Origin of the sequence: Duncaniella freteri (genome assembly GCF_004766125.1) — a bacterium.
GTDB lineage: Bacteria > Bacteroidota > Bacteroidia > Bacteroidales > Muribaculaceae > Duncaniella > Duncaniella freteri.
In genome coordinates this window covers 1194423-1216711 of sequence record NZ_SJSA01000001.1, presented here as the reverse complement: position 1 = coordinate 1216711, position 22289 = coordinate 1194423, and the positions used below count along the sequence as shown (strand labels likewise).

The following is a 22289-nucleotide window of genomic DNA, read 5'->3' as shown; positions in this document are numbered from 1 at the left end:
TTTAAATATTTTCAGAAGAGAGCCGGCTCACCTGTTCCTTGAACTGACGACCGCGGTCCTCATAGCTATTGAAAAGGTCGAAACTGGCACAGCATGGCGACAGGAGCACGGTGTCACCTGGATTGGCTATCCGAGCGCACGTACGTACAGCCTCTTCAATCGAGTGAGTGTCATGAATCTCAGGCACCTGTCCCGTAAAGAAGTCCAGAAGCTTTCCATTGTCCTTTCCCATACACACCACAGCCTTGACCTTCTCCTTGACCAGAGGCAGTATCTCACTGTAATCGTTGCCCTTGTCCTTTCCGCCGAGGATAAGAACAGTATCAGCCGGCATAGATTCAAGCGCGTACCATGTAGAGTTGACATTGGTGGCTTTGGAGTCGTTGATGTATCTCACGCCATTGACTGTCCCGGCAGGCTCAAGACGATGCTCAACCCCCTCAAAGTTGCTCAGCCCGCGGCGTATGTCATCGTCAGCGATATCCAGGATGCTTGCCGACAGTGCAGCCGCCATAGAGTTGTACAGATTATGGAGACCATTGAGCGACAGCTCCGCCCGCGGCATACGTATCTTCCTGTCAGGTGTGTTCACGTTGAGCATATCATCATCGTCGACCCATGCGCAGGATTCATAGCCGTCCGACACCTCCATTCTCTCAGCGAAAGGATAGCGAGCAGCCTCGGTGGCGACACGCTCCAGCTGACGTCGTATCACAGGATCGTCCTGCCAGTAGATGAATGCATCACGAGGCGTGAGGTTATTGAGTATACGGAACTTGGCATTCACATAATTCTGCATCTCATAATCGTAGCGGTCAAGATGATCGGGAGTGATGTTGAGGATCACGGCGATATTGGCATGGAAATCATACATGTTTTCAAGCTGAAAGCTCGAAAGCTCTATCACATATACGTCGTGGTGCTCCCGCGCCACCTGAAGGGCGAGGCTCCTGCCTACGTTGCCTGCCAGGCCTACATTCAGTCCAGCATCCCTGAGTATATGATAAGTGAGCAGCGTAGTGGTGGTCTTGCCGTTGGATCCGGTGATGCACACCATGCGTGCATCGGTGTAACGTCCTGCAAACTCTATCTCCGATATCACAGGAATCCCTTTGGCAAGAATCGCCTTTACCACAGGTGCTGTAGGCGGTATGCCGGGGCTCTTGACCACTTCGTCAGCGGCAAGTATGCGGTCCATGCTGTGACCACCCTGTTCCCATTCGATACCCTCCTCGTCGAGCTGTATGCGATAACGCTCGGGGATGGTGCCGAAATCGGACAGGAACACATCGAACCCTTTGGTCTTACCGAGGATCGCAGCACCTACGCCGCTCTCACCTCCGCCTAATATCACTAAATTCATATATTGTGTGGTTATCTTATCTTTAATGTTATGAATGTCAACACTGCAAACAGTATTGAAAGTATCCAGAAACGGGTCACTATCTTAGGCTCCGCCATAGCCCTCTTGGGTATCTGGATAAGCGCGTCTATCCCCTCTTTCTGAAAATGATGATGCAGCGGTGCCATACGCAGCACCCTGCGCCCTGCGCCATATTTCTTTTTGGTATACTTGAAATAGGCTGTCTGAATGATCACCGAGAGGTCCTCGGCAAAGAATATCAGACAGAGCAAGGGGATCAGGAGCTCCTTATGTATGAGTATCGCAAACACCGCTATTATGCCTCCGAGCGTCAGCGAACCGGTATCACCCATAAACACCTGGGCGGGATTGGCATTGTACCACAGGAAGCCTATCAGAGCTCCCATAAGCGCGGATATGAACACCACCAGCTCCGACGAGCCGGGTATGTACATTATATTAAGGTAAGTGGAATAGATGACATTCCCACCGAGATATGCCATGATGGCGAGAGCGGCGCATATCACTGCCGAAATTCCGGCACACAGCCCGTCCAGTCCGTCGGTAAGGTTGGCTCCGTTGCTTGTGGCAGTCACAGCCACTATCACAACGATGATGAATAATATCCATCCTCCTGTCTGGGCATGATCACCCATCCATTGCGTGAGTGAGGCATAATCAAAGTTGTTGCCTTTGACAAAAGGTATTGTGGTCTGGGTGGACTTCATATCGGGCGACTGGGAGAACTCGGACACCTCGGCAAACTCCGAACCCTCCGAAACATGCTCAAAGCGAGTGGAGGTATCGCTCACCGTCACCTGACGCTGAGTGATATCAGGGCTGAAACACATGGTCAGACCCACAAGCAGCCCAAGCCCTACCTGTCCTACAATCTTGAACTTACCCTTCATCCCATCCTTGTTGTGACGCTTGATCTTAAGGTAGTCATCCAGGAATCCTATGGCTCCGCACCACACTGTGGCTATAAGCATCAACACCATATATATATTGGATAGATTGCCTACCAGCAGACATGGCACAAGGAGCGACAGGATGATTATCACACCACCCATGGTAGGAGTGCCCTCCTTCTTAAGCTGTCCTTCCAGCCCGAGATCACGCACAGTTTCGCCTATCTGCATAAGCTGCAATCGGTCTATGATCCTGCGCCCTATCACAAGGGCTATGATGAGAGAAAGCAGGAATGCCGCCCCGGAGCGGAATGTGATGTAAGTCATCAGTCGCGCCCCAGGCACATTGCCTGTATGAAGCAGATATTCACTGAGATAATAAAGCATATATAAGACGCTTCCCTTTAGAATGCACGGAAATTAAGACGGAATGTGAGTGTGGGATATACCTTCAGTATGTCCTGCACTTTCTTGAAAGTGTTGTCATCCTCGATGAGTGACTTGTCGATCTCTCCATAGAGAGAATACAGTTCCGGCTTACCCTCAAACTGCACACCCAGTTCGGTAGAGAAGTTGACAAGCTTGCCTGGGATTGCCTTTCCCCACCCTATACCGACATACGGACGGAACTTCTTGACACGGAATCCGCCGGCAATGTCGCCATTCTCACTGGCAGGAATCTTGAAATCACCGATAATTGCCTGCGCCTCACCGCCAAGACCTGCTATCTCGGCGAGTTCATCGCTGTGCCCAGAGATCTTAAGCAGCTTGCCTCCTCCGAAATATGCGCCAGCGGCAACAAAGAATCCTGCCTGCGGAAACGGATATACATTGAATATCACCTGACCCTGCACACGCCCGAGGTCACCTTTAAGGCTTACGGTGCCACTCTTAGGGGTGTTCTCGGTGGGGAGCTTATACTCAAAATCGGCATCGGCATTGAAAGTGATTCCCGGCATTACGGAAACACCGGCACGCATCTGTATAAACTTGGTGATAGGGGTGGCAAGCTCCAGGGATATGCCGTTGGTGCCTACTCCTATGCCGGCTCCGAGATGATTGAATATGCCGGGATTACATCTGTTCTCACGGCAGCATTGAGCATAAGCCGATACTGAAGTCAAGACTAACAATGCAATTGCAATTAGCTTTTTCATAAAAAGTTGATTAAATCGTGATATTCAATGTGATAATTATATCTGTACTTTGTGTTATTGTCAATTGTTCTCGGAAAACGCCGATTTTACCTCCTCGCGGTCATCGAAATGATGCTTCACACCCTTGACCTCCTGGTAATCCTCATGCCCTTTTCCGGCAATGAGTATCACTGTGCCCGGACGAGCGAGAGCCACAGCCGTACGGATAGCCTGGCGACGGTCGGTGATGTGAAGAGTGCGTGTGCGTGCCTCATCATCAAGCCCCTCCTCCATATCGGCAAGAATATCCTCAGGCTCTTCGAAACGCGGATTATCGCTCGTGAGTATAACTCTTTGTGACCTTGCGGCGGCCTCACGCGCCATTATCGGACGCTTGCCCTTGTCACGGTTGCCTCCGGCTCCCACCACTGTTATCACTTCTCCGTTCTGTCCTATGACCTCCCGGATTGCCTGTAGCACATTCACCACAGCATCAGGAGTGTGGGCGTAATCCACGATCGCTGTGACACCCTTAGGGGAATGGAACGCCTGGAAGCGTCCTGCCACCGGGACAAGCGCAGAGATGGCTCTGAGCACACTGTCGCGCTCCCATCCAAGGAGGATTCCGGCACCATAGACAGCTGTAAGATTATAGGCATTGAATTTTCCGGTGAACATAGTCTCCACCTCTACACCGTTGAGGCTCAGGAGTGTGCCATCGAGACGCTGCTCCACTATGCGACCGGTGAAATCAGCCTCCGAACGCAGAGAATACGTGTGACGCGAAGCCTCGGTGTTCTGCAACATCACCTCACCCACCTTGTCGTCGGCGTTAGTGAGAGCGAAAGCCGTGGCCGGCAGATTGTCGAAAAATGATTTCTTGGCATTCAGGTATGCTTCGACAGTCTTATGATAATCGAGATGGTCACGCGTAAGATTGGTAAATATACCTCCGGCAAAATGAAGCCCGGCTATGCGGTGCTGATGAGCAGCGTGCGAGCTGACCTCCATAGCACAGTAGTCACATCCGGCATCAGCCATCTTTCGCAGCATCTCATTTATGGTCAACGGATCTGGGGTGGTATGGTCAGTGTGATAAGGTGTCGACTCCACATAATTGCACACCGTCGACAGAAGTCCGGCCTTATATCCGAGCAGCCTCGCCATCTCATAGATGAGAGTTGCAGTAGTGGTCTTGCCGTTTGTGCCGGTCACCCCCACAAGATGCAGTTCCCTCGAAGGATTGCCCCACCACTCCGAAGCTATGTATCCGAGAGCGATCGCGCTCGAAGGCACCACCACATAGGTCACGGACGAGGATATCTGCTCGGGCAAACGCTCACATACCACTACTGAAGCACCCGACTCCTGAGCTTTGTGGATGTACGCATGACCGTCCACACTTACGCCAGGCACGGCAACAAACATGTAACCATCCCTGACTTGACGGGAGTCGGCGGTGACACCGGTGATTTCCTTGTCGCCACACCCTATGATTTCCGAGATTTCTACCGGGGAGAGAAGCTTATTGAGTTGCATATATTATTTCAGTTTTTTGGATTCATTATCAGCCTTGCATTTTCCATTTCTATCTTGAAAGAGAAAGATGTACTGTGTGACCGGGCGATACAGCTGATCGCGGAGACGGAGTCTGTGTATTTACAAACCCGCTGCCGGATATCGTGACATCATATCCGTTCGATTCAAGCACATCCACCGCCTCTCTTGCGCTGAGCCCGCGCACATCGGGAACTCCCGGTCCGGATGTCTTCGGCCCTTTTATGCTCTTGCGGTTAGGAAGGGCAAATGGTGTACGGAGATGCCTGTAAGGGTCATTGCCGGAAACTGATGCATAGAATGTCGGACCTATGCTTGAGGGTGATGATGTATTGTAGTCGGAACTGTTTCCGAGCATGCCGCGTGAATAGAGCTTCATGGCTATGTTGCGCATCACCTGTCCGGATGTGGTCGCCGCCCCGAAGAAATTCTTGGTGGGATGGCAGGTAAGCACCACACAGGAAAACATCGGTGCCTCAGCGGGGAAGAAACCGCAGAACGCCAAGCGTTTCTTTCCGGTGTTGTACTGACCGTTCTCGATCATATAGCATGTGCCTGTCTTGCCTGCTATACGCACATCCTGATTGCGCAGAAATCGTCCGGTGCCATGTTCGCCCCACACCACATTGGTCAGCATCTCACGCATCACGGCAGCTGTCTGCGGCGAGCATGCACGCCCATTGCCGAGATATGACGGCTGCAACACGGAGTCGACCGACCCGCGCAGCTCCTTGACAAGGCGCGGACGCACAAACACTCCATCGTTGGCTATAGCATTGTAGAGAGCGAGCGTATAGAGCGGAGGTATCTCGGTGGCATAGCCGTAACACTGCCTCGACAGGGCTATACGCCCTCCACGGTCGCTTGGCACCGAATCGACGCGAGGCACCACCTCTCCGGCAATACCGGTGTTGAGCGGTTCGAGAAAACCGATTTCCTTTATGCGGGAATAAAAACCTCCGGGATTGGAGTCATAACGCGATGTTATGATCCGTGCCATACCTATGTTGGAGGACTGTTCTATCACATCGCCCACACGTATACCAGTGGTATGATGCGAGTCAGTGATCGGTCGTCCGCCGGCATATGCCCATCCGTTACCGGTCGGGAGCACCCGGTCAAGACCTCCAAGCTCGTTGACGATACCATCCTCGACAGCTATCATCATTGAAAGAGTCTTGATCACCGAACCAGGCTCATAACCCATCACGGCACGGTTGCGTGCCTCGATATAGCCTGGACCATTGGGGTTTAACTCAAGATTGGAAATGGCTTTTATGTCACCTGTCCTGACATCCATAAGCACAGCCACACCCCAGTCGGCACCACAGCTGTCAAGGACATTGTTGAGCTCACTCTCCACAATATCCTGCATACCGATATCGATGGTTGTGACAATGTCACAGCCCGGGATAGCGGGAATCTTGGCAAGGTCGGCTATATCTTTTGTGAGATTGACCTTACGCGTGGTGCCTGTGCGACCATAGAGGAGCGAGTCGAGAGCCTTCTCAAGCCCGGATATGCCATGTATCTCCTTGCTCTCGCTTGTCTCCCCCACTCCGCCTATTGATCGGCGCGCCATGTTGCCGTAGGGATTGAAGCGGCGCATATTCTTCTCGAAGTAAAGTCCGGTGCGGTTGCGGTTGCCTTTGAAATAGGGGAGCGTCTTTAGCAGCTCCATATCGGCATGAGAGAGGTTGGTGAGTATGCGATAGGCTCTGGGACGCCTGTCCTTCTCTTTTTCGAGAGGCTTGAGAAGATAATGTTTCCACTTCGCGGCATCCTTTTCGGGAAAATTGGCGGCAAGAGCCTCGGATAGCTCATCAATGTTCTCACGCAGTTTCTTGACATTAAACTTCTCGGCGCGGTAGTCGATTCGTGCCGTGTAGTAATTGAGGTTTGTTGCCAGCACCGAGCCGTCCGATGCAAGGATATTGCCGCGGCGCGGTATGATATCCTGCGACATAGAGAGCAGCGAATCAGCCTTGTGGTTCCATTTTTCGGCATTGACCACAGTTGTCTCCGCGAGCTGCACCACTATGCATGCCGAGAGCACGAGAATCCAGAACACTACGAAGCCGTAGCGGAAAAGGATATTGCTGCGATTGTCATTCTTGATTGCCATTGTGGAAAATAGAAGATGATTGGTGTAATACGGTATGAAGCGGATGTCAACGCTCTATGGTGAACGGCGGCTGGGGCTGCACACGAAGATTGAGATGAAGCGAGTCGACAAGCTGCTGCATGGATGTCTCACGTATGCGGCTCATGAACGAGCTGCGCTCTCGTGCGCTCTCGTTCTGCACTATCTCAAGCTGCTTCTGCAAAGCCTCGATTTTTTCGATATTGGTACGATAAGTGAACTTGGTGGTGATATAGACCATCATCACTATGATGAATATGAGTACAGGAAGCCAATGACGGGCGAAAAAATCGCTCGAAATCACCTGTCCGCGAAACACTCGGAATATGTAGGGCGACTTGCGCTGTTTGGTTGCTGACTTCTTTGCCATGATGCTTCTATCCTGAATTTATCCGATTTTTATACCTACCCGGAGTTTGGCTGAGCGCGATCTCGGGTTGCGTGCCACCTCGTCATCATCCGGCACGATGGGCTTGGATGCAAGTAGCTTGAACGGAGCGTTGACACGGCCGAAGAAATCCTTGTCGACCTTTCCGGTGATGTCGCCGGTCTTAAGGAAGTTCTTCACCATACGGTCCTCAAGTGAGTGATAGGTGATCACGGCAAGACGGCCGCCGGGACGGAGCACTCTGAGCGCGCCCTCAAGAAGCTCGCGCAGGGCACCCATCTCATCGTTGACCTCTATGCGCAGAGCCTGGAAGAGCTGGGCGAGCTCTTTTTTCTCTTTCCTTGGGTCGATAAGAGGTGTCACTGTCTCAATGAGAGCACCCACAGTATCGAGCTTCCGGCCCCCTTCTCGGGCTCGGACTATGGCATCAGCCATCCGTCGTGCCTGTGAAAGCTCCCCATAGAGCTTAAGGATGTCGGCAAGACGGTCACGGTCGATGTCGGCAAGGAGACTGGACGCAGCCCGGGATGCCGAGCGGTTCATGCGCATGTCGAGAGGACCGTCCGCACGGAATGAAAACCCTCTGTCGGGAGTGTCAAAGTGATGGAATGACACCCCAAGGTCAGCCAGCACACCATCCACACCATCCACATCGTAATAGCGCATGAAGTTGGTGATAAAACGGAAGTTGGAGTAGACCATTGTGAAACGAGGGTCCTCACCGGCACGTTTCACAGCATCGATGTCCTGGTCGAAAGAGTAGAGGTGTCCGCCCTGACCAGCATCAAGCCGTTCCATGATGGCACGAGAATGTCCGCCGCCGCCATAAGTGGCGTCAACATATATGCCATCGGGCTTAATATCAAGTGCATCAAGACATTGAGGCAATAAGGCTGGTATGTGATAGGGCTGTTCGCTCATAGGCTTTCCTGCTGTGATATAATCGGTCTTCTGATTATTTCTTTTTATTATAGGTGTTATCAGGGTGTAAAATTACTAAAAAATTTGCAAAAGCAAACTTCCATGTTCATTCACATTTCACAAAAAGTTATTAACATACCGATTACAGTGGCTTAAAATACCATTTTTGATGGTTTACAAATGTAAATATCCAATAATTCCACAGCAATAAAAAATCCGGCTGGATCGCCTCTGAACCAACCTCCGCGCACACCGTTATAATTCTAAACTCTGACCAGCCAATATGCACAAGCGAAAAATACTACTTTTAGCGACCGCGATCATGCTGTGCCTTTCATGTACCAGGCAAGAGGATCACAGGGAATTATATCAGGAACTAAAGTCCGCCGATAAGATGATCTTCGCCTCAATGAGCATCACCAAGACAGCAGCAATCGATAAGAGCCGTGAATTCTTCGGCAAACGCATAGCCGTGTATTCCTATGACACCTACATGCACGCCTACATCGACATGTCAGCCTTGAGTGAGGATGACATATCATTCGACGATAAAGCCGGGACCGTGCATATAACACTCCCTCCCATCGTCACAGAAATCTCCGGACGAGACATGGAGCTGAGAAAGGAATATGACAATATCGGGCTGTTCCGCGACAGTATCGATGCCCGTGAGCGTGCCGAGCTGAAAGAGCTTGCCAACACATCTCTCAAAAAGGAGTTGCAGGATAACAAGGCATTCACATCACAGCTCACCGATGCAGCAAAGCATAAGGCACGACAATACTTCGAATCACTTTTCGGTGAAAAAGGATACTCAGCCGTCATTGACTTCAAATCACTCCGAAACATACACATATGATAAAGATAGCTCGCCTCTTACTATGGGTAATAATCATATCGGCAATAGCAGCCGGTGCCTACTATATGATCAACCGCAGCAAAGAGCCATTCCACATAAGCCGAGGTCACGTCAACGACATTGAGACCATGACGCGGCTGTGCGCCATCGACATCTACAACGAAGCCCCGGTACTCGACACAATAAACAATAAGGTAATATTTGCAGTACAAAAACAGAGCGGCTCGATATCATTCGACCTCCAGAACATACACACCGAAAATTCCGGCGACACACTCTTCGTGACACTGCCTAAAGAGATTGTCGAAATCAAAGAATCCACCGAACCTGACTCCTGGCAGGTAATCGATACCAAGAGCCTTGCATTGTTCATTAAGGACAGGATGTCGCTCACTGAAGAAAACGCCGTGAAGTCGAAACTCCGAGGGCGCGCCATACGCCAGCTCTACGAGAACGGCACTGTAGCACGTGCGCGCGCCGAAGCCGCAACCAACCTCCGCTCTTTTCTTGAAAACATATACCGCCATCCGGTAATCGTCATCGACCCCACCCCCAACGGCACTCTATCACATTAATATTCTATAATTTAATTGCTATATACTTTATAAATTTCGTATATTTGCGGTGGATAATAACTTTCCCTATTATGTGCTCCCGACAACAATGCTTTTCCACACTAAATGATGCAGCCCCATATATCCGACAGGAATTTGAGGTCTCCTCGATGTGTGTATTCGGATCGATGGCTCGTGGCGACAATCATGAAGGAAGCGATGTCGATATATGTGTAGAAATGCCACCAAAAGCACTCAAAATGATAGCACTGCGACAATATCTACAAGAATTATTAGGCGTTTCAGTAGATATCATACGTCGCCATGCTCATTTAAACCAATTTTTAGCACAAGAAATTGAACGTGATGGAATCTACATATTCTCATAATCGTACCATCGCATGCAATATACTCAAACAAATAATCGGAGCGTGCGATATGATAATTGGATGGAACTCTGAGGTCAAATCATACGATGAATATCTATCCTCGCAATCCGGAATGCAGAAATTAGCTGCTAATAGCATGATAATACAAAGTATCGGAGAAGGGGTGAAGAAAATTGATCGATTATTACCCGGTTTTCTTAATGATAACTCTCCAGAAATACCTTGGCGAAATATAAAAGGCATACGTGACCATATAGCACATGGTTATTTTGATATAGATGCTGAAATAATATATGATGTGACATTGAATGAAATACCGCGATTGAGGGAAACTTTTGTTCGATTATATAGCTTATTGTCATAAATTTCGACATTTTCGTTAAGATTAACACCCTTTAACGCCGATGTCGTTCATCCGCTCCGAAATGTGATATAACTTTGTATAATCTGTTTTCAGAAAATATATTTCTTACCTTATACCAAGTTACAATCATGAATAAATATCCTAAAATCGGAATCCGTCCCACCATTGACGGCCGTCAGGGAGGCATCCGTGAGAGCCTTGAAGAAAAGACCATGAATCTCGCCAAGGCTGTGGCTGACCTCATAAGCAGCAATCTCCGCAACGGCGACGGCTCCCCTGTAGAATGTGTAATCTCCGATACCACCATAGGACGCGTGGCCGAGGCAGCCGCATGCGCAGCAAAGTTTGAGCGCGAAGGTGTAGGCTCTACCATAACCGTCACCTCATGCTGGTGTTACGGCTCCGAGACAATGGACATGAATCCCTGGCCCAAAGCCGTGTGGGGATTCAACGGCACCGAGCGTCCCGGAGCGGTATATCTCGCAGCAGTGCTCGCCGCCCACTCACAGAAAGGACTTCCTGCATTCGGAATATACGGACATGACGTACAGGATCTTCAGGACAACACAATTCCTGAGGATGTAGCCGAGAAGATACTGCGGTTTGCCCGCTCGGCACAGGCTGTAGCCACCATGCGCGGGAAGAGCTACCTCTCGATGGGCTCGGTGTGCATGGGCATAGCCGGTTCTATCGTGAGCACCGACTTCTTTGAGGACTATCTGGGAATGCGTTGCGAATCGATCGATCTCACTGAATTCATCCGCCGAATGGAGCTTGGCATCTACGATCACGAAGAGTATGCCAAAGCCATGGCATGGACCGAAAAATACTGCAAGCCCCGCGAAGCTGCCGACCGTAACCGTCCCGAAAAGGCAAAGACCCGTGAAGAGAAGGACCAGGATTGGGAATTCGTAGTGAAGATGACTCTAATAGCCCGCGACCTCATGACCGGCAACTCCAAGCTCCGCGAGATGGGATTCCAGGAAGAAGCCCTCGGACACAACGCCATAGCCGGAGGTTTCCAGGGACAGCGTCAGTGGACCGACTTCTACCCCAACGGTGACTTCACCGAAGCCTTGATGAACACATCGTTCGACTGGAACGGCATACGCGAGGCATATGTGCTCGCCACAGAGAACGATGCATGCAACGGCATAGCCATGCTCTTCGGACATCTGCTCACCAACCGCGGACAGCAGTTCTCCGACGTGCGCACTTACTGGAGCCCCGAAGCTGTGCGCCGTGTCACCGGCAAAGAGCTCACCGGCATAGCCAAGAACGGTATCATACACCTCATCAACTCCGGAGCCACCACTCTCGACGCCACAGGCCAGGCAACCGATGCCAACGGTAATCCCGAAATGAAGCAGCCCTGGGATCTTACACAAGAGGATGTGGAGAAGTGCCTCGCCAACACAAACTGGTGTCCCGCCAACCGTGACTATTTCCGCGGAGGAGGCTTCTCAAGCAACTTCCTCACCAAAGGCGGCATGCCTGTGACAATGTCACGCCTCAACCTCGTCAAAGGTCTCGGTCCGGTGCTCCAGATAGCAGAAGGATGGACCGCCGAACTCGACCCCGAAGTGCACAGGACACTCGACGAGCGCACCGACCCCACATGGCCGACCACATGGTTCGTGCCGCGCCTCATGCCCGAACGCGACGCCTTCAAGGATGTATATTCAGTGATGAACAACTGGGGAGCCAACCACGGAGCACTCACCTACGGCCATATCGGCAAGGATCTTATCACACTCGCATCCATGCTCCGTATCCCTGTGTGCATGCACAATATCGCGGATGTCGACGTGTTCCGTCCCAGCGCATGGAACGCATTCGGCATGGATAAGGAAGGCAGCGACTATCGAGCCTGCTCCACCTACGGACCTCTGTATAAGAAGTAAAGCGGACTGAAAGTGAAACAAGACTCCATACTCCGCTCCAACGGGGTCAACTATATAGTCCCCTTTGTTCTTATCACATCCTGCTTCGCGCTGTGGGGTTTCGCCAACGATATCACCAACCCCATGGTCAAGGCTTTCTCCAAGATATTCCGCATGAGCGTGACCGACGGCACTCTCATACAGGTGGCATTCTACGGAGGATACTTTGCCATGGCGTTCCCCGCCGCTATGTTCATACGCAAGTATTCCTACAAGGCAGGCGTGCTTCTTGGTCTGGGACTCTATGGGCTGGGTGCCTTTCTCTTCTACCCAGCCATGCTTACAGGCATGTATTTCCCATTCCTGATCGCCTATTTCATACTCACTTGCGGACTCTCTTTCCTTGAGACGAGCTGTAACCCCTACATACTCACCATGGGGCCTGAATCATCGGCGACCCGACGGCTAAACATGGCACAATGCTTCAACCCCATGGGCTCGCTCCTGGGCATGTATGTGGCTATGAATTTCATACAGAACAGTCTCGACCCTATGGAGACGGCAGAGCGCGCTCAGCTCGATACGGAATCATTCGCCGCACTCCGCGACGCCGACCTGTGGATACTCGTCAAGCCTTACCTCGCAATCGGAGCTGTAGTGGTGCTCATGATGGTGCTCATAGCAATAGTGAGCATGCCGCGCAACGGCGACAAGCAGCGCACCACAGCATTCCTCCCCACCATAAGGCGCATCTTCTCAGTGCCCAAATACAGGGAAGGTGTCATAGCCCAGTTCTTCTATGTAGGCGCGCAGATCATGTGCTGGACCTTCATCATCCAGTACGGCACACGCATATTCATGGAGCAGGGCATGGGAGAGAAGGATGCCGAGGTGCTATCGCAGCAGTACAACATCTTCGCCATGATACTGTTCTGCTCAAGCCGCTTCATATGCACATTCCTTCTGAAATACTTCCGTCCTGGGGCTCTTCTCGGCACCCTCGCCGTGGCAGCAGGGCTTCTCACGCTCGGAGTAATATTCTGCAACGGCATAGCAGGGCTTTATTGCCTTGTAGGCGTGTCGGGATGCATGTCACTGATGTTCCCTACCATCTACGGCATTGCGCTCGAAGGTATGGGAGAGGATGCCAAGTTCGGAGCCGCAGGCCTCATCATGGCGATCCTCGGAGGATCGGTGCTCCCGCCTCTCCAGGCATCAATCATCGACTTAGGATCGGTGGCAGGTTTCCCCGCTGTCAACATATCATTCGTACTCCCCTTGATATGCTTTGTTGTGGTAGCTGCCTACGGATACCGACAGAAACACTTCTGCCAGGCATAGTATCCGGTCGACAAAGACAGAACATAGGCGCATCACCCCGCGGGATGATGCGCCTATGTATATTATGCGGATATCAGATCAGACAATCAGTCGATGTATCCCTCCGACCGGAGCTGCTCACGAAGAGCCACAGCCTTTTCAGAAGGTGACCTGCCCATCATTTTCAGCCTGCGGCTATATGATACATATATGGCATCGAGCACCGATCCGAAACGCTTCTTACCTATCTTGGATGCAACTCCGGCACGATTGTCAACCATGTGGATATAACCATCGCACTCAGCGTCGCCAAGACGCTTAATCAGCTCAAGATTTGCATCACAAGCCATATCGTCGACCGACAGGGTCACTACATAGTCATTGATTATACTTCGGGCTTTCATAGGAGCCGGATGCATGAGAGCATCGACATAAGCCGTAAGCAAATCCACTCCACGATCACCTGCCGTATAACGCTCCTCCATCTCACCGAGAGCAAGAGCACCGTCGACACGATTCAGAAACTTCCCGGCATACTTCACAGCTCCGCCCTCAAGCTTAGCATAGAGAGAGCCGTCAGTGCGCAGGATAAGGAATGTGGGATAGATGCGTACATTGTATTTCTTGGCAATATATGTGTTGCCTTCCGCCTCAAGGTCCTTCATGACGCTCACAAACCGCGGATTCATATACTCTCCGCACGAGTCCATAGGGAAGATGTGTCGTGCCATAAATTTACAAGGACCGCAGGATGGTGTGTAGCAGTCAACAAACACCAATTTTCCCTCCTTCCCGGCAGCAACCTGAGCCTCAGGAAGTGACATATCACGGAACTGTATACCTTCAGCCTGTACACCTGATAAAGAAAAAAGGAGCAACAAGGTTGAAATAAATTTATACATAGAATCTATTTATAAGAGATTATACTTATCTATCTATAATAACGTAGACTTTAACCAAGATATTTAAGACCATAGAACTATTAGCTGAATATACTTATGGTTCTATGGTCTTAAAATTTATGTAAAAAAGTTTATCCTACATCTGCGGACCCTTGTTAATACCTACAATATCAATACCGTAAGTATTCTTCATATCCGATACTATAGCGTCATATACTGCAATGATGCGGGGATGCTTCTCATATTTCTTTACAAGCTCGTCACGGCTGTAATAAAGTGCCACACGTATATAATTCAGGAAGTAGTTATAGGTGATAGGCTCCTTAAGGTTCATATACGCGACACCAACCTCATAACTTGTTGTCTCTTTGAAATCGCTTTCATACAGACGATATGGGAAACCTCTGTTAAGACGGTGATCAGGATTGTCAAGAGCACCAGGCTGCTTTTCCTGATCTCTATCCAGATATGGCTTTTCGAAATTAAGCAAACTTAATGCCTCCGGAGTATCGACAATAGTACCTGCCATATATGCTTCTTTAATGGTAAGATAGATGAAACGTATACGGGCGAGACGCATCTCATCCTTATCTTTCTTATCGATGCCATCACGAGAAAAGCTTACTGCCCAATAATCGAACAGTCTCGAACTGTTATTAAGAGTCAGAATCTGATTGATTTTATTACCGGTGCCGGTGCCGGTGCCAGTGCCGGTGCCAGTGCCGGTGCCGGTGCCGGTGCCAGTGCCAGTGCCGGTGCCAGTGCCGGTGCCGGTGCCGGTGCCAGTGCCAGTGCCGGTGCCGGTGCCGGTGCCAGTGCCAGTGCCAGTGCCGCCGGTGCCAGTGCCGCCGGTGCCGGTGCCGCCGGTGCCGGTGCCGCCGGTGCCGGTGCCGCCGGTGCCGGTGCCGCCGGTGCCGCCGCCGGTCTCAGTACTTGGTCGTCCTGTTCCAATACCTGTTCCACTCAAGTCGGAAGGAATCTTATCATAGTCACCAAGCTGCTCGCAAATATACATTTTCACAGGGAAAGCTCTTTTTGCAAGATCATTGGTTAGATAATTAAACACATGATTGCGTAAGAAGTCAACATAGAAGGGGATGTCAGCCTCCTTTACCGGAACGTAGTCCTGAAGTTTATCGGTTCCCAACGATGTCCATCTACGATTTAGATCGGCTGAGGTAATATCTTTATATATTATGAATATACCATAATCATCATATATGCTCTTGATTTCATGGTCAAAATCATTATCGCCCTGAGGAAACTCGAAACGAAGCACCGAATAGTTACCGGTAGGATCGAGGGCTTCTTCATCACTGTTGCAGGCTGTCAATGAAAGTAAGCCAAGTGTTGTATAAAGAATAGTCCTTTTCATGACTGTCGTTATTTATTCAATTTATTTATTGATATTTACGCCGGGACGTGAGCCAGAATCCATAGGATTCTGCTCAAGATCGGGGTTGAGCTCTATAGAAGTTCGCGGGATAGGGAGTGTGTAGGCATTGTCGCCTGCCTTGAGTGTGTACTCAACATCAGTCTCCCCATCCACGTGCCATACGTGCTTGATTTCAGGCATACCCCAACGGCGGATGTCGAACCACCGGTGACCCTCGTAGCAAAGCTCACGGCGACGTTCTGCACGTATGAACTCACGCGCTGCATCCTGTGACATCGATGGAGTAGGCTTAAAATCCTCCGGCTTGAAACGGTTTTTACGCATCAGATCCACCTTGGCAAAGACACCGGAGATATCTTCGTTAAGCTCAATCTTAGCCTCTGCATAGTTGAGATAAGCCTCCGACAGACGGAAACTTCTACCGAAGTTATCACTTCCTGAACCGAGATTATTGTTCTGGCTGTTAAGGCTGATCTTGCCCAAAGGAAGAGTCTGCCAGTTTCGGGGATAGTTATCCTGCTGTTTGGTGGTAGCGATATAAAAATCTTTACGAAGGTCGGTATCCTCATAGGAATCCAAAAGATCCTGGGATGCTATGAAACAAGGTGTTCCGTTTTTAGGAGTATCGAAAAGCCAGAAAGCGACATCCGCTGTATTTCCAAAGGGCATAATCACCTCCGGCGACGAATTATAGCTCTGGTAATTCATGTAATAGATTCGTGACTGTGCATTGGGATTCATTCGAGGCACGTCATTCACATTGATGAACTTGAAATTACTGTTATTCATGACCTTCTCGGCATATAAAGCAGCCTTTGCCCAGTTCTCCATATAAAGATATACACGTGAGAGCACGAGCTGAACCATAGGGAGACTGGTGCGGAAATTCGACTTCCACTGCATGTCCGCAGGGAGAGACTCATAAAGTTCCTCAGCAGCTTTAAGATCCGACAAAACCTGATCATACACATCTCCGACTGTGTTGCGGCGTATACCAGCTTCTTCGATATTGGAAGTCAATTTCAAGGGTACACCAAGAGACTCAGGACCACCCGGTGAGTTGTAGGGTTTGCCGAATATGTTGACCAGCTGAAAATAATAGTAACCGCGCAGGGCATGAGCCTGAGCAAGTATATTATTTATTTCTTCCTGAGAGTCGTTGGCCTGACCTATGTAGTCAAGAATAGCATTACAACCGAGGATCAGAGAATAATATGCCTTGTACTGGTTGACATTGTGGGAAGGATAAATGACGTAAAGCTGGTCCCACATGTTAGGTTGCCACGTAAAGACAATCTGCATGGCTGACAACTTATTCTCAAAATAATTATCATAAGTCTGATATGGCGCAAACGCAATGTCATCGTCCATCAGATGGAGAAATCCATCCAATGTATTTGCGATATCCTTACGCGGATATGCCTGTCCGAGCAACAGTTCGTTGAGCGATTCCGCATCCTTAGGGACATATTCGCTCGTGGCTTTGGGGTCAAGGAAATCTCCGCAGGAGCTTATCGCCGCCGCCATCATCCCGACTGCCAAATACTTTATATATGTTTTCATAATTATATTCAATAATGTTATGATGGATTAGAAACTAACGTTCAGACCGAACGAATACATGTGGGGCATTCTGCTTGAACCAAGCTCCGGGTCATAGCCATTCCACTTACTGTCGGCGATAACAAAGAGATTGCTGACATTTGCCGAAACACTCAGGCTCTGTGCACCGAATTTGTTGCACCATGCAGTGGGGAGATAGTAGGATAGGCTTATATTATTGCAACGCAGGAATGAGCTGTCAACGACACGAACATCCGAACTTGCCCACAATGAGTATATGTTCTGCATTATATCGCTATTAGGCAATTGTATCTTGGGCTGGCGTCCGGGTTCCGACACAGTCCATAATGCAGGAATGTTAGTGTGATATTCATCACCTGGCTGCTTCCAGCGGTCATTAAGAGTCTTTGAAAGGTTGTCGTAAGGAGAAGGGAGACGTCCGTCGGTATCAAAACTTGAATATGGGTTGGGAAGACGCTTGTGTCCGCCAAGCAAAGCCGAGAACGATGTGGACAAGGAGATGCCCTTATAGCGTAGACGGGTATTGAATCCTCCGGTAAAGTATGCATCCCTCTCTCCTGAGTATACAAGGAATGTAGTGGGATCAAGATCCACATTGACAGGACCTTCGAAATCAAGCATATTGAACGTGGGATAACCCTCCGAGCTAAGACCGGCAAACGAATAGGACCAGAATCCTGACAGTGGATAACCCTCTTTAAGAGGTTTGCCACCTGCAAGATACTCCTGAGTGGTAGGCTTATTGGCTCTCAATATATTCTCAGGAGTCTCGGAACGGTTCCAGTTCTTTGACATATTGAAACCGATTGTCCAAGCAAAATCCTTATTGGAGATCGGAGTATAGTTGACCGTCATCTCAACTCCATGATTATGAATCAATCCGCCATTAAGATTCATACTTCCTCTACCATATTCCTCGGATATTTTTTGGCTGGTCAACGCATTTGACGAGCGAGTGTAATATTCAAGGTTCATCGTCACTTTGCTGAACAACTGGAGATCAAGACCGAAGTTCCAGCTCTTGGTGCTCTCCCATTTCAGGTAAGGATTGGGAAGCGAAGAGATGGTGGATACAAACTGATTGTAAAAGTGCGTGTAGCCACCGTAAGAAGCCAGCAGTTCCGGGCTTACCGAATTCACCACATTACCCTGTATACCGTAAGTGGTACGCAGGTTGAGCTGATTGAGCCACCACAGGTTTTCCTTGATGAAATTCTCCTGTGCTATACGCCATGAGAAACCGAACGAGTAAGTGGGATTGAACCTGTTGTTGGTGTCCTGACCGAAACGGTTGGAGGCATCCCAACGGAAATTGGCATTAAGCACATAGCGATTGTCGTATGAGTAGGCAAGCACACTGAACAATGACAGATAATTGTCGGTACGCTCGTAAGAATTCCAACCGCTTCCGGCACGCAGATAGCTGTCCATGATACCCCATTCAGGCATAGAGCCGCCTACAAGCTGTCCGGGAGGTGGAGGCATAATAATAGTCTGACCGCGCTCGGGTATGTAACCCCATACAGTGTTGGTGTTGCTCTTGTTCTTGACGGAACGCATCTCGAATCCTGCAAGACCGTTCAGACGGTGTTTCTGATCAAACACCTGTGAGTACTGTAGCTTATGGGTCATCGAATAGCTCGTACTTGTAGAGCTTGTGGTGGAGAGCTGGCCGCCACGAGGCAGGAGTGCTTCCTTGTATTTGGTAGAGCCATACTCTTCTGTGCCCGCAGGATAGCCACGGAAATTCTTTTCTATATAAGAGGCGTTTTCTCCTATATATGACTCAGTGTTATTGGTTGACTGGTTGATACTGCCCACGAACTGATATGACAGGACCTCCAAAATCTTGTAGCTTGCGTTTACCGATGTCGAGAAGGTCTTATTCTGATTATTGGAATAAGTGTTGGCAAGCTCGTTTAATATGTTATAGCCATAAAGACGCTGCTTGTCTACACCATAGGGATATGAATAAGTGTTCTGGTAATAAGCAAGAGTGCCATCCTCGTTGTAAGCAGGCAGAGCGCGGCTTGTGTTAAGAGCGTAACTCTGAGGATTGGCTCCGCCGGCATAACCGTCGGAATTACGCACCGAACCGTTCATATTTACGTCGACACGCAGACGCTTGCTGAAGTCGATACCCACATTAAGGCGTGATGTGATCTGGTCCTGGTCATTGCCGATCTCGACACCTTTGTCATTGGAATAACCGAACGACGCATTGTAAGTGACCTTGGATGTTCCGCCCGAAATACTGAGGTTATGGTTGTTTGACACCGATGTGCGTGTGAGCAGATCAAGCCAGTCGGTATTGACTGTCTCAAGACGCTGCATATGGTAGGCAAACTGGTCAGCAGTTATCAGACGGTCATTGAACATAGCCATAAGTCCTTCATAAGAATATATCTGCGGGACAGGAGCTGTTGCATAGCGGGCACCGGCATCGTAAGCTTCCTTGCTGAACTGTATGCGCTCAAGCGAGTTCATCTTGTCGTATTTATCATAACTTGAACGCTCACGTATTGAGACACTCCCTGAGTAGCGCACTGCAACACGTTCCGACGAGCCCTTCTTGGTGGTTATGACAATCACACCGTTGGATGCCTTTGATCCGTAAATAGCTGTCGCAGAAGCATCCTTAAGGACAGTAATGGTCTCGATATCAAGAGGATTAAGCCATGACACCTGGTTGCCGATAAGTGTCGCCATATCATCGGTCAGAGCCTCGGATGCACTTATCTCAATGGGATCGGGCTGTATCACACCGTCCACCACCCATAATGGGCTGGTGTTTCCGAGAATGGTGGATGTACCACGGATCTTGATGTTGGGCATTGAACCGACACGTGCGGAATTGTTTGATACGATCATACCTGCCACTCGTCCCTGAAGCATCTGATCGATGGACTGATAGCCGGGGATGATGACATCCTCAGCCTTGATGGTGGTGTAGGCTCCCACCATGTCACGACGTGGGAGACGGTTATAACCGTCGTCAACTACTGTGACCTCTGATAGCTTGAGCGCATCCGACTCAAGAGTAATCTTCATGGTCTTTTTAAAATCAACCTTGACATCCTTGGTCACCATACCTATATAAGATACGGAAAGAGTGGGAGCAGAGCTGTCACCCTGATAATTGAGGGAGAATGTACCGTTTCCGGCCGTAGTAGTTGCAGAACCTATACCTTTGGACCCTTTGATGCGGACTGTAGCTCCTGGGAGCGGCTCCCCTTCATCATCTAATACTTGTCCCATTATAAGCCTTCCTGAAGCTTGCTGGGTGCTGCTCTGCGCATAGATATCCTGTGTGCCTAAAATCGGCATTGACATCACGAGTGCGCAGAACAGATGTAGTATTGCATTACACTGTTTCATGCACTAACATTATTTGGTTAATTATAAATTTATCACTCTTTTTAGTTACTATTTGCAACAAGGCTTTCAAAAGTAATATAAAAAAAATCACCCATCTTTATTTATTACAATATTTTAACCATAAATTAAGTATTTTTAAAAATTAGCATTTATTAATAATAGATATTTCCACAAAACATGCCTCTACCACATTGATTATCAAAGCATGCATATAATAATTGATTCACAACCTATATCTTTATTAATCTTAAATATAGCAATTATCTAAAATGCTGATAAAAATATAGAAATTTTTAAAATCACCTGAGGCATTCCTGCTGTTATGATTGTTTAATATTCACATGTACATGACAATTTGACTCACGACAAAACAACAACACATATGAACAGAATCATAATCATGGGAGCCACATCCGGATTAGGACTCCGAGTGGCGGAGAGGCTTGCCGAAATGGGCTGGCTCGTCGGGGCCGCCGGACGCAAAGATGATGTGCTCAACGACCTTAAGGTACGCTACCCCGACAATGTAGTCACAGCTCATATAGACGTGACAAAATCCGGAGCACCCAAGGATCTTCTCAAACTCATCAGTAAGATGGACGGAATGGACGTATATTTCCACGTGGCAGGGATCGGATACGAGAATTCCGCACTCAATCTTCATGACGAACTATCCACACTGGAAACCAATGTGACAGGATTCGTGAGGATGACAGCGACAGCCTACAGGTATTTCCGGGACACCGGAAGCAGCGGTCAGATAGCCGCGATAACATCCGTGGCAGGAACCAACGGCATAGGCAGACTCGCATCATACTCATCGACAAAACGTTTCCAGCAGACATATCTGCGTGCCCTCAACCAGCTCGCCACAATAGATGGAGCGGATGTGAAATTCACCGACATACGTCCCGGATGGGTGCGTACACCACTCTTGAATCCCCATGAGGAATATCCCATGACCATGCGTATGCCTTATGCCGTGCCCAAGATACTCAAAGCACTGCTCCGGCGCAAACGCGTAGCGGTAATCGACTGGCGATGGAACCTGCTGGTAGGGCTGTGGAGACTCATACCTGAATCACTTTGGGTAAAAATACCTGTCCCTGTCTCCACCTCATCCGCATCGCCAAAGGATAAAAAGATCAATGCAGCCGAAGCAACCTACGACCCGGCATAACTCTGTGCGTATGCCCCCGGCTGACGTAGCATCATTTTACATACTCACGACACAGACACAT

Annotated in this window: 18 protein-coding genes; 7 read left to right on the top strand and 11 right to left on the bottom strand. The window is 49.4% G+C overall.

From position 1 onward, the window contains the following. Position 1: 1 nt before the first annotated feature. The 7 genes from murD to rsmH are packed head-to-tail and all read right to left on the bottom strand — an operon-like array spanning position 2 to position 8419. Positions 2 to 1363 (bottom strand): UDP-N-acetylmuramoyl-L-alanine--D-glutamate ligase, encoded by a 1362-nt coding sequence (murD, locus tag EZ315_RS05205; RefSeq protein WP_135471142.1) that lies wholly within the window; start codon positions 1361 to 1363, stop codon positions 2 to 4. A gap of 11 nt (positions 1364 to 1374) precedes the next feature. Further along, a complete protein-coding gene (mraY, locus tag EZ315_RS05200) occupies positions 1375 to 2661 on the bottom strand; it encodes a phospho-N-acetylmuramoyl-pentapeptide-transferase (RefSeq protein ID WP_135471141.1) in 1287 nt (428 codons plus the stop codon). A gap of 17 nt (positions 2662 to 2678) precedes the next feature. Continuing rightward, entirely contained in the window at positions 2679 to 3431 is a 753-nt protein-coding gene (locus tag EZ315_RS05195) for a hypothetical protein (RefSeq protein ID WP_135471140.1), read from the bottom strand. 60 nt (positions 3432 to 3491) lie between these two features. After that, positions 3492 to 4949: a UDP-N-acetylmuramoyl-L-alanyl-D-glutamate--2,6-diaminopimelate ligase gene (locus EZ315_RS05190; protein ID WP_135471139.1), complete on the bottom strand. Its 1458-nt coding sequence runs from the start codon at positions 4947 to 4949 to the stop codon at positions 3492 to 3494. A gap of 49 nt (positions 4950 to 4998) precedes the next feature. Beyond that, a complete protein-coding gene (locus EZ315_RS05185) occupies positions 4999 to 7092 on the bottom strand; it encodes a penicillin-binding protein (protein ID WP_135471138.1) in 2094 nt (697 codons plus the stop codon). 46 nt (positions 7093 to 7138) lie between these two features. After that, entirely contained in the window at positions 7139 to 7480 is a 342-nt protein-coding gene (locus EZ315_RS05180; RefSeq protein ID WP_135471137.1) for an FtsL-like putative cell division protein, read from the bottom strand. An 18-nt stretch (positions 7481 to 7498) separates the two neighbouring features. After that, positions 7499 to 8419: a 16S rRNA (cytosine(1402)-N(4))-methyltransferase RsmH gene (rsmH, locus tag EZ315_RS05175; protein WP_135471136.1), complete on the bottom strand. Its 921-nt coding sequence runs from the start codon at positions 8417 to 8419 to the stop codon at positions 7499 to 7501. 322 nt (positions 8420 to 8741) lie between these two features. On the opposite strand from rsmH, the gene EZ315_RS05170 reads away from it, so the two are divergent. The 6 genes from EZ315_RS05170 (at position 8742) to fucP (ending at position 13809) form a co-directional block, all read left to right on the top strand. Further along, complete coding sequence (locus EZ315_RS05170; RefSeq protein ID WP_170957474.1) at positions 8742 to 9278, top strand: DUF4230 domain-containing protein; 537 nt, start codon at positions 8742 to 8744, stop codon at positions 9276 to 9278. Further along, positions 9275 to 9853: a DUF4230 domain-containing protein gene (locus EZ315_RS05165; RefSeq protein WP_135471134.1), complete on the top strand. Its 579-nt coding sequence runs from the start codon at positions 9275 to 9277 to the stop codon at positions 9851 to 9853. The genes EZ315_RS05170 and EZ315_RS05165 overlap by 4 nt, the downstream gene beginning before the upstream one ends. A gap of 71 nt (positions 9854 to 9924) precedes the next feature. Further along, positions 9925 to 10221, top strand: a complete 297-nt coding sequence (locus EZ315_RS05160; protein WP_135471133.1) for a nucleotidyltransferase family protein — start codon at positions 9925 to 9927, stop codon at positions 10219 to 10221. Further along, entirely contained in the window at positions 10199 to 10585 is a 387-nt protein-coding gene (locus tag EZ315_RS05155) for a HepT-like ribonuclease domain-containing protein (RefSeq protein WP_135471132.1), read from the top strand. The genes EZ315_RS05160 and EZ315_RS05155 overlap by 23 nt, the downstream gene beginning before the upstream one ends. Positions 10586 to 10713: 128 nt before the next feature. After that, complete coding sequence (gene fucI / locus EZ315_RS05150; protein WP_135471131.1) at positions 10714 to 12489, top strand: L-fucose isomerase; 1776 nt, start codon at positions 10714 to 10716, stop codon at positions 12487 to 12489. A gap of 12 nt (positions 12490 to 12501) precedes the next feature. Continuing rightward, the gene (fucP, locus tag EZ315_RS05145; RefSeq protein ID WP_242452509.1) at positions 12502 to 13809 is read left to right on the top strand and encodes an L-fucose:H+ symporter permease; all 1308 of its coding nucleotides are present in this window, start codon (positions 12502 to 12504) and stop codon (positions 13807 to 13809) included. A gap of 86 nt (positions 13810 to 13895) precedes the next feature. On the opposite strand, the gene EZ315_RS05140 is transcribed toward fucP, so the two are convergent. The 4 genes from EZ315_RS05140 to EZ315_RS05125 all read right to left on the bottom strand — a co-directional run bounded on the left by EZ315_RS05140 (position 13896) and on the right by EZ315_RS05125 (position 21048). Beyond that, entirely contained in the window at positions 13896 to 14690 is a 795-nt protein-coding gene (locus EZ315_RS05140; RefSeq protein WP_135471129.1) for a thioredoxin family protein, read from the bottom strand. A gap of 136 nt (positions 14691 to 14826) precedes the next feature. Beyond that, positions 14827 to 16065, bottom strand: a complete 1239-nt coding sequence (locus tag EZ315_RS16325) for a hypothetical protein (protein WP_170957471.1) — start codon at positions 16063 to 16065, stop codon at positions 14827 to 14829. Positions 16066 to 16086: 21 nt separating this feature from the next. Beyond that, a complete protein-coding gene (locus EZ315_RS05130) occupies positions 16087 to 17649 on the bottom strand; it encodes a RagB/SusD family nutrient uptake outer membrane protein (RefSeq protein WP_135471128.1) in 1563 nt (520 codons plus the stop codon). 27 nt (positions 17650 to 17676) lie between these two features. Further along, on the bottom strand, positions 17677 to 21048 hold the full coding sequence (locus EZ315_RS05125; RefSeq protein WP_135471127.1) for a SusC/RagA family TonB-linked outer membrane protein: 3372 nt from the start codon (positions 21046 to 21048) through the stop codon (positions 17677 to 17679). Between the two features lie 382 nt (positions 21049 to 21430). Between EZ315_RS05125 and EZ315_RS05120 the strand changes: the two genes are divergently transcribed. After that, complete coding sequence (locus tag EZ315_RS05120) at positions 21431 to 22228, top strand: SDR family NAD(P)-dependent oxidoreductase (protein WP_135471126.1); 798 nt, start codon at positions 21431 to 21433, stop codon at positions 22226 to 22228. The last annotated feature ends 61 nt before the right edge of the window (positions 22229 to 22289 follow it).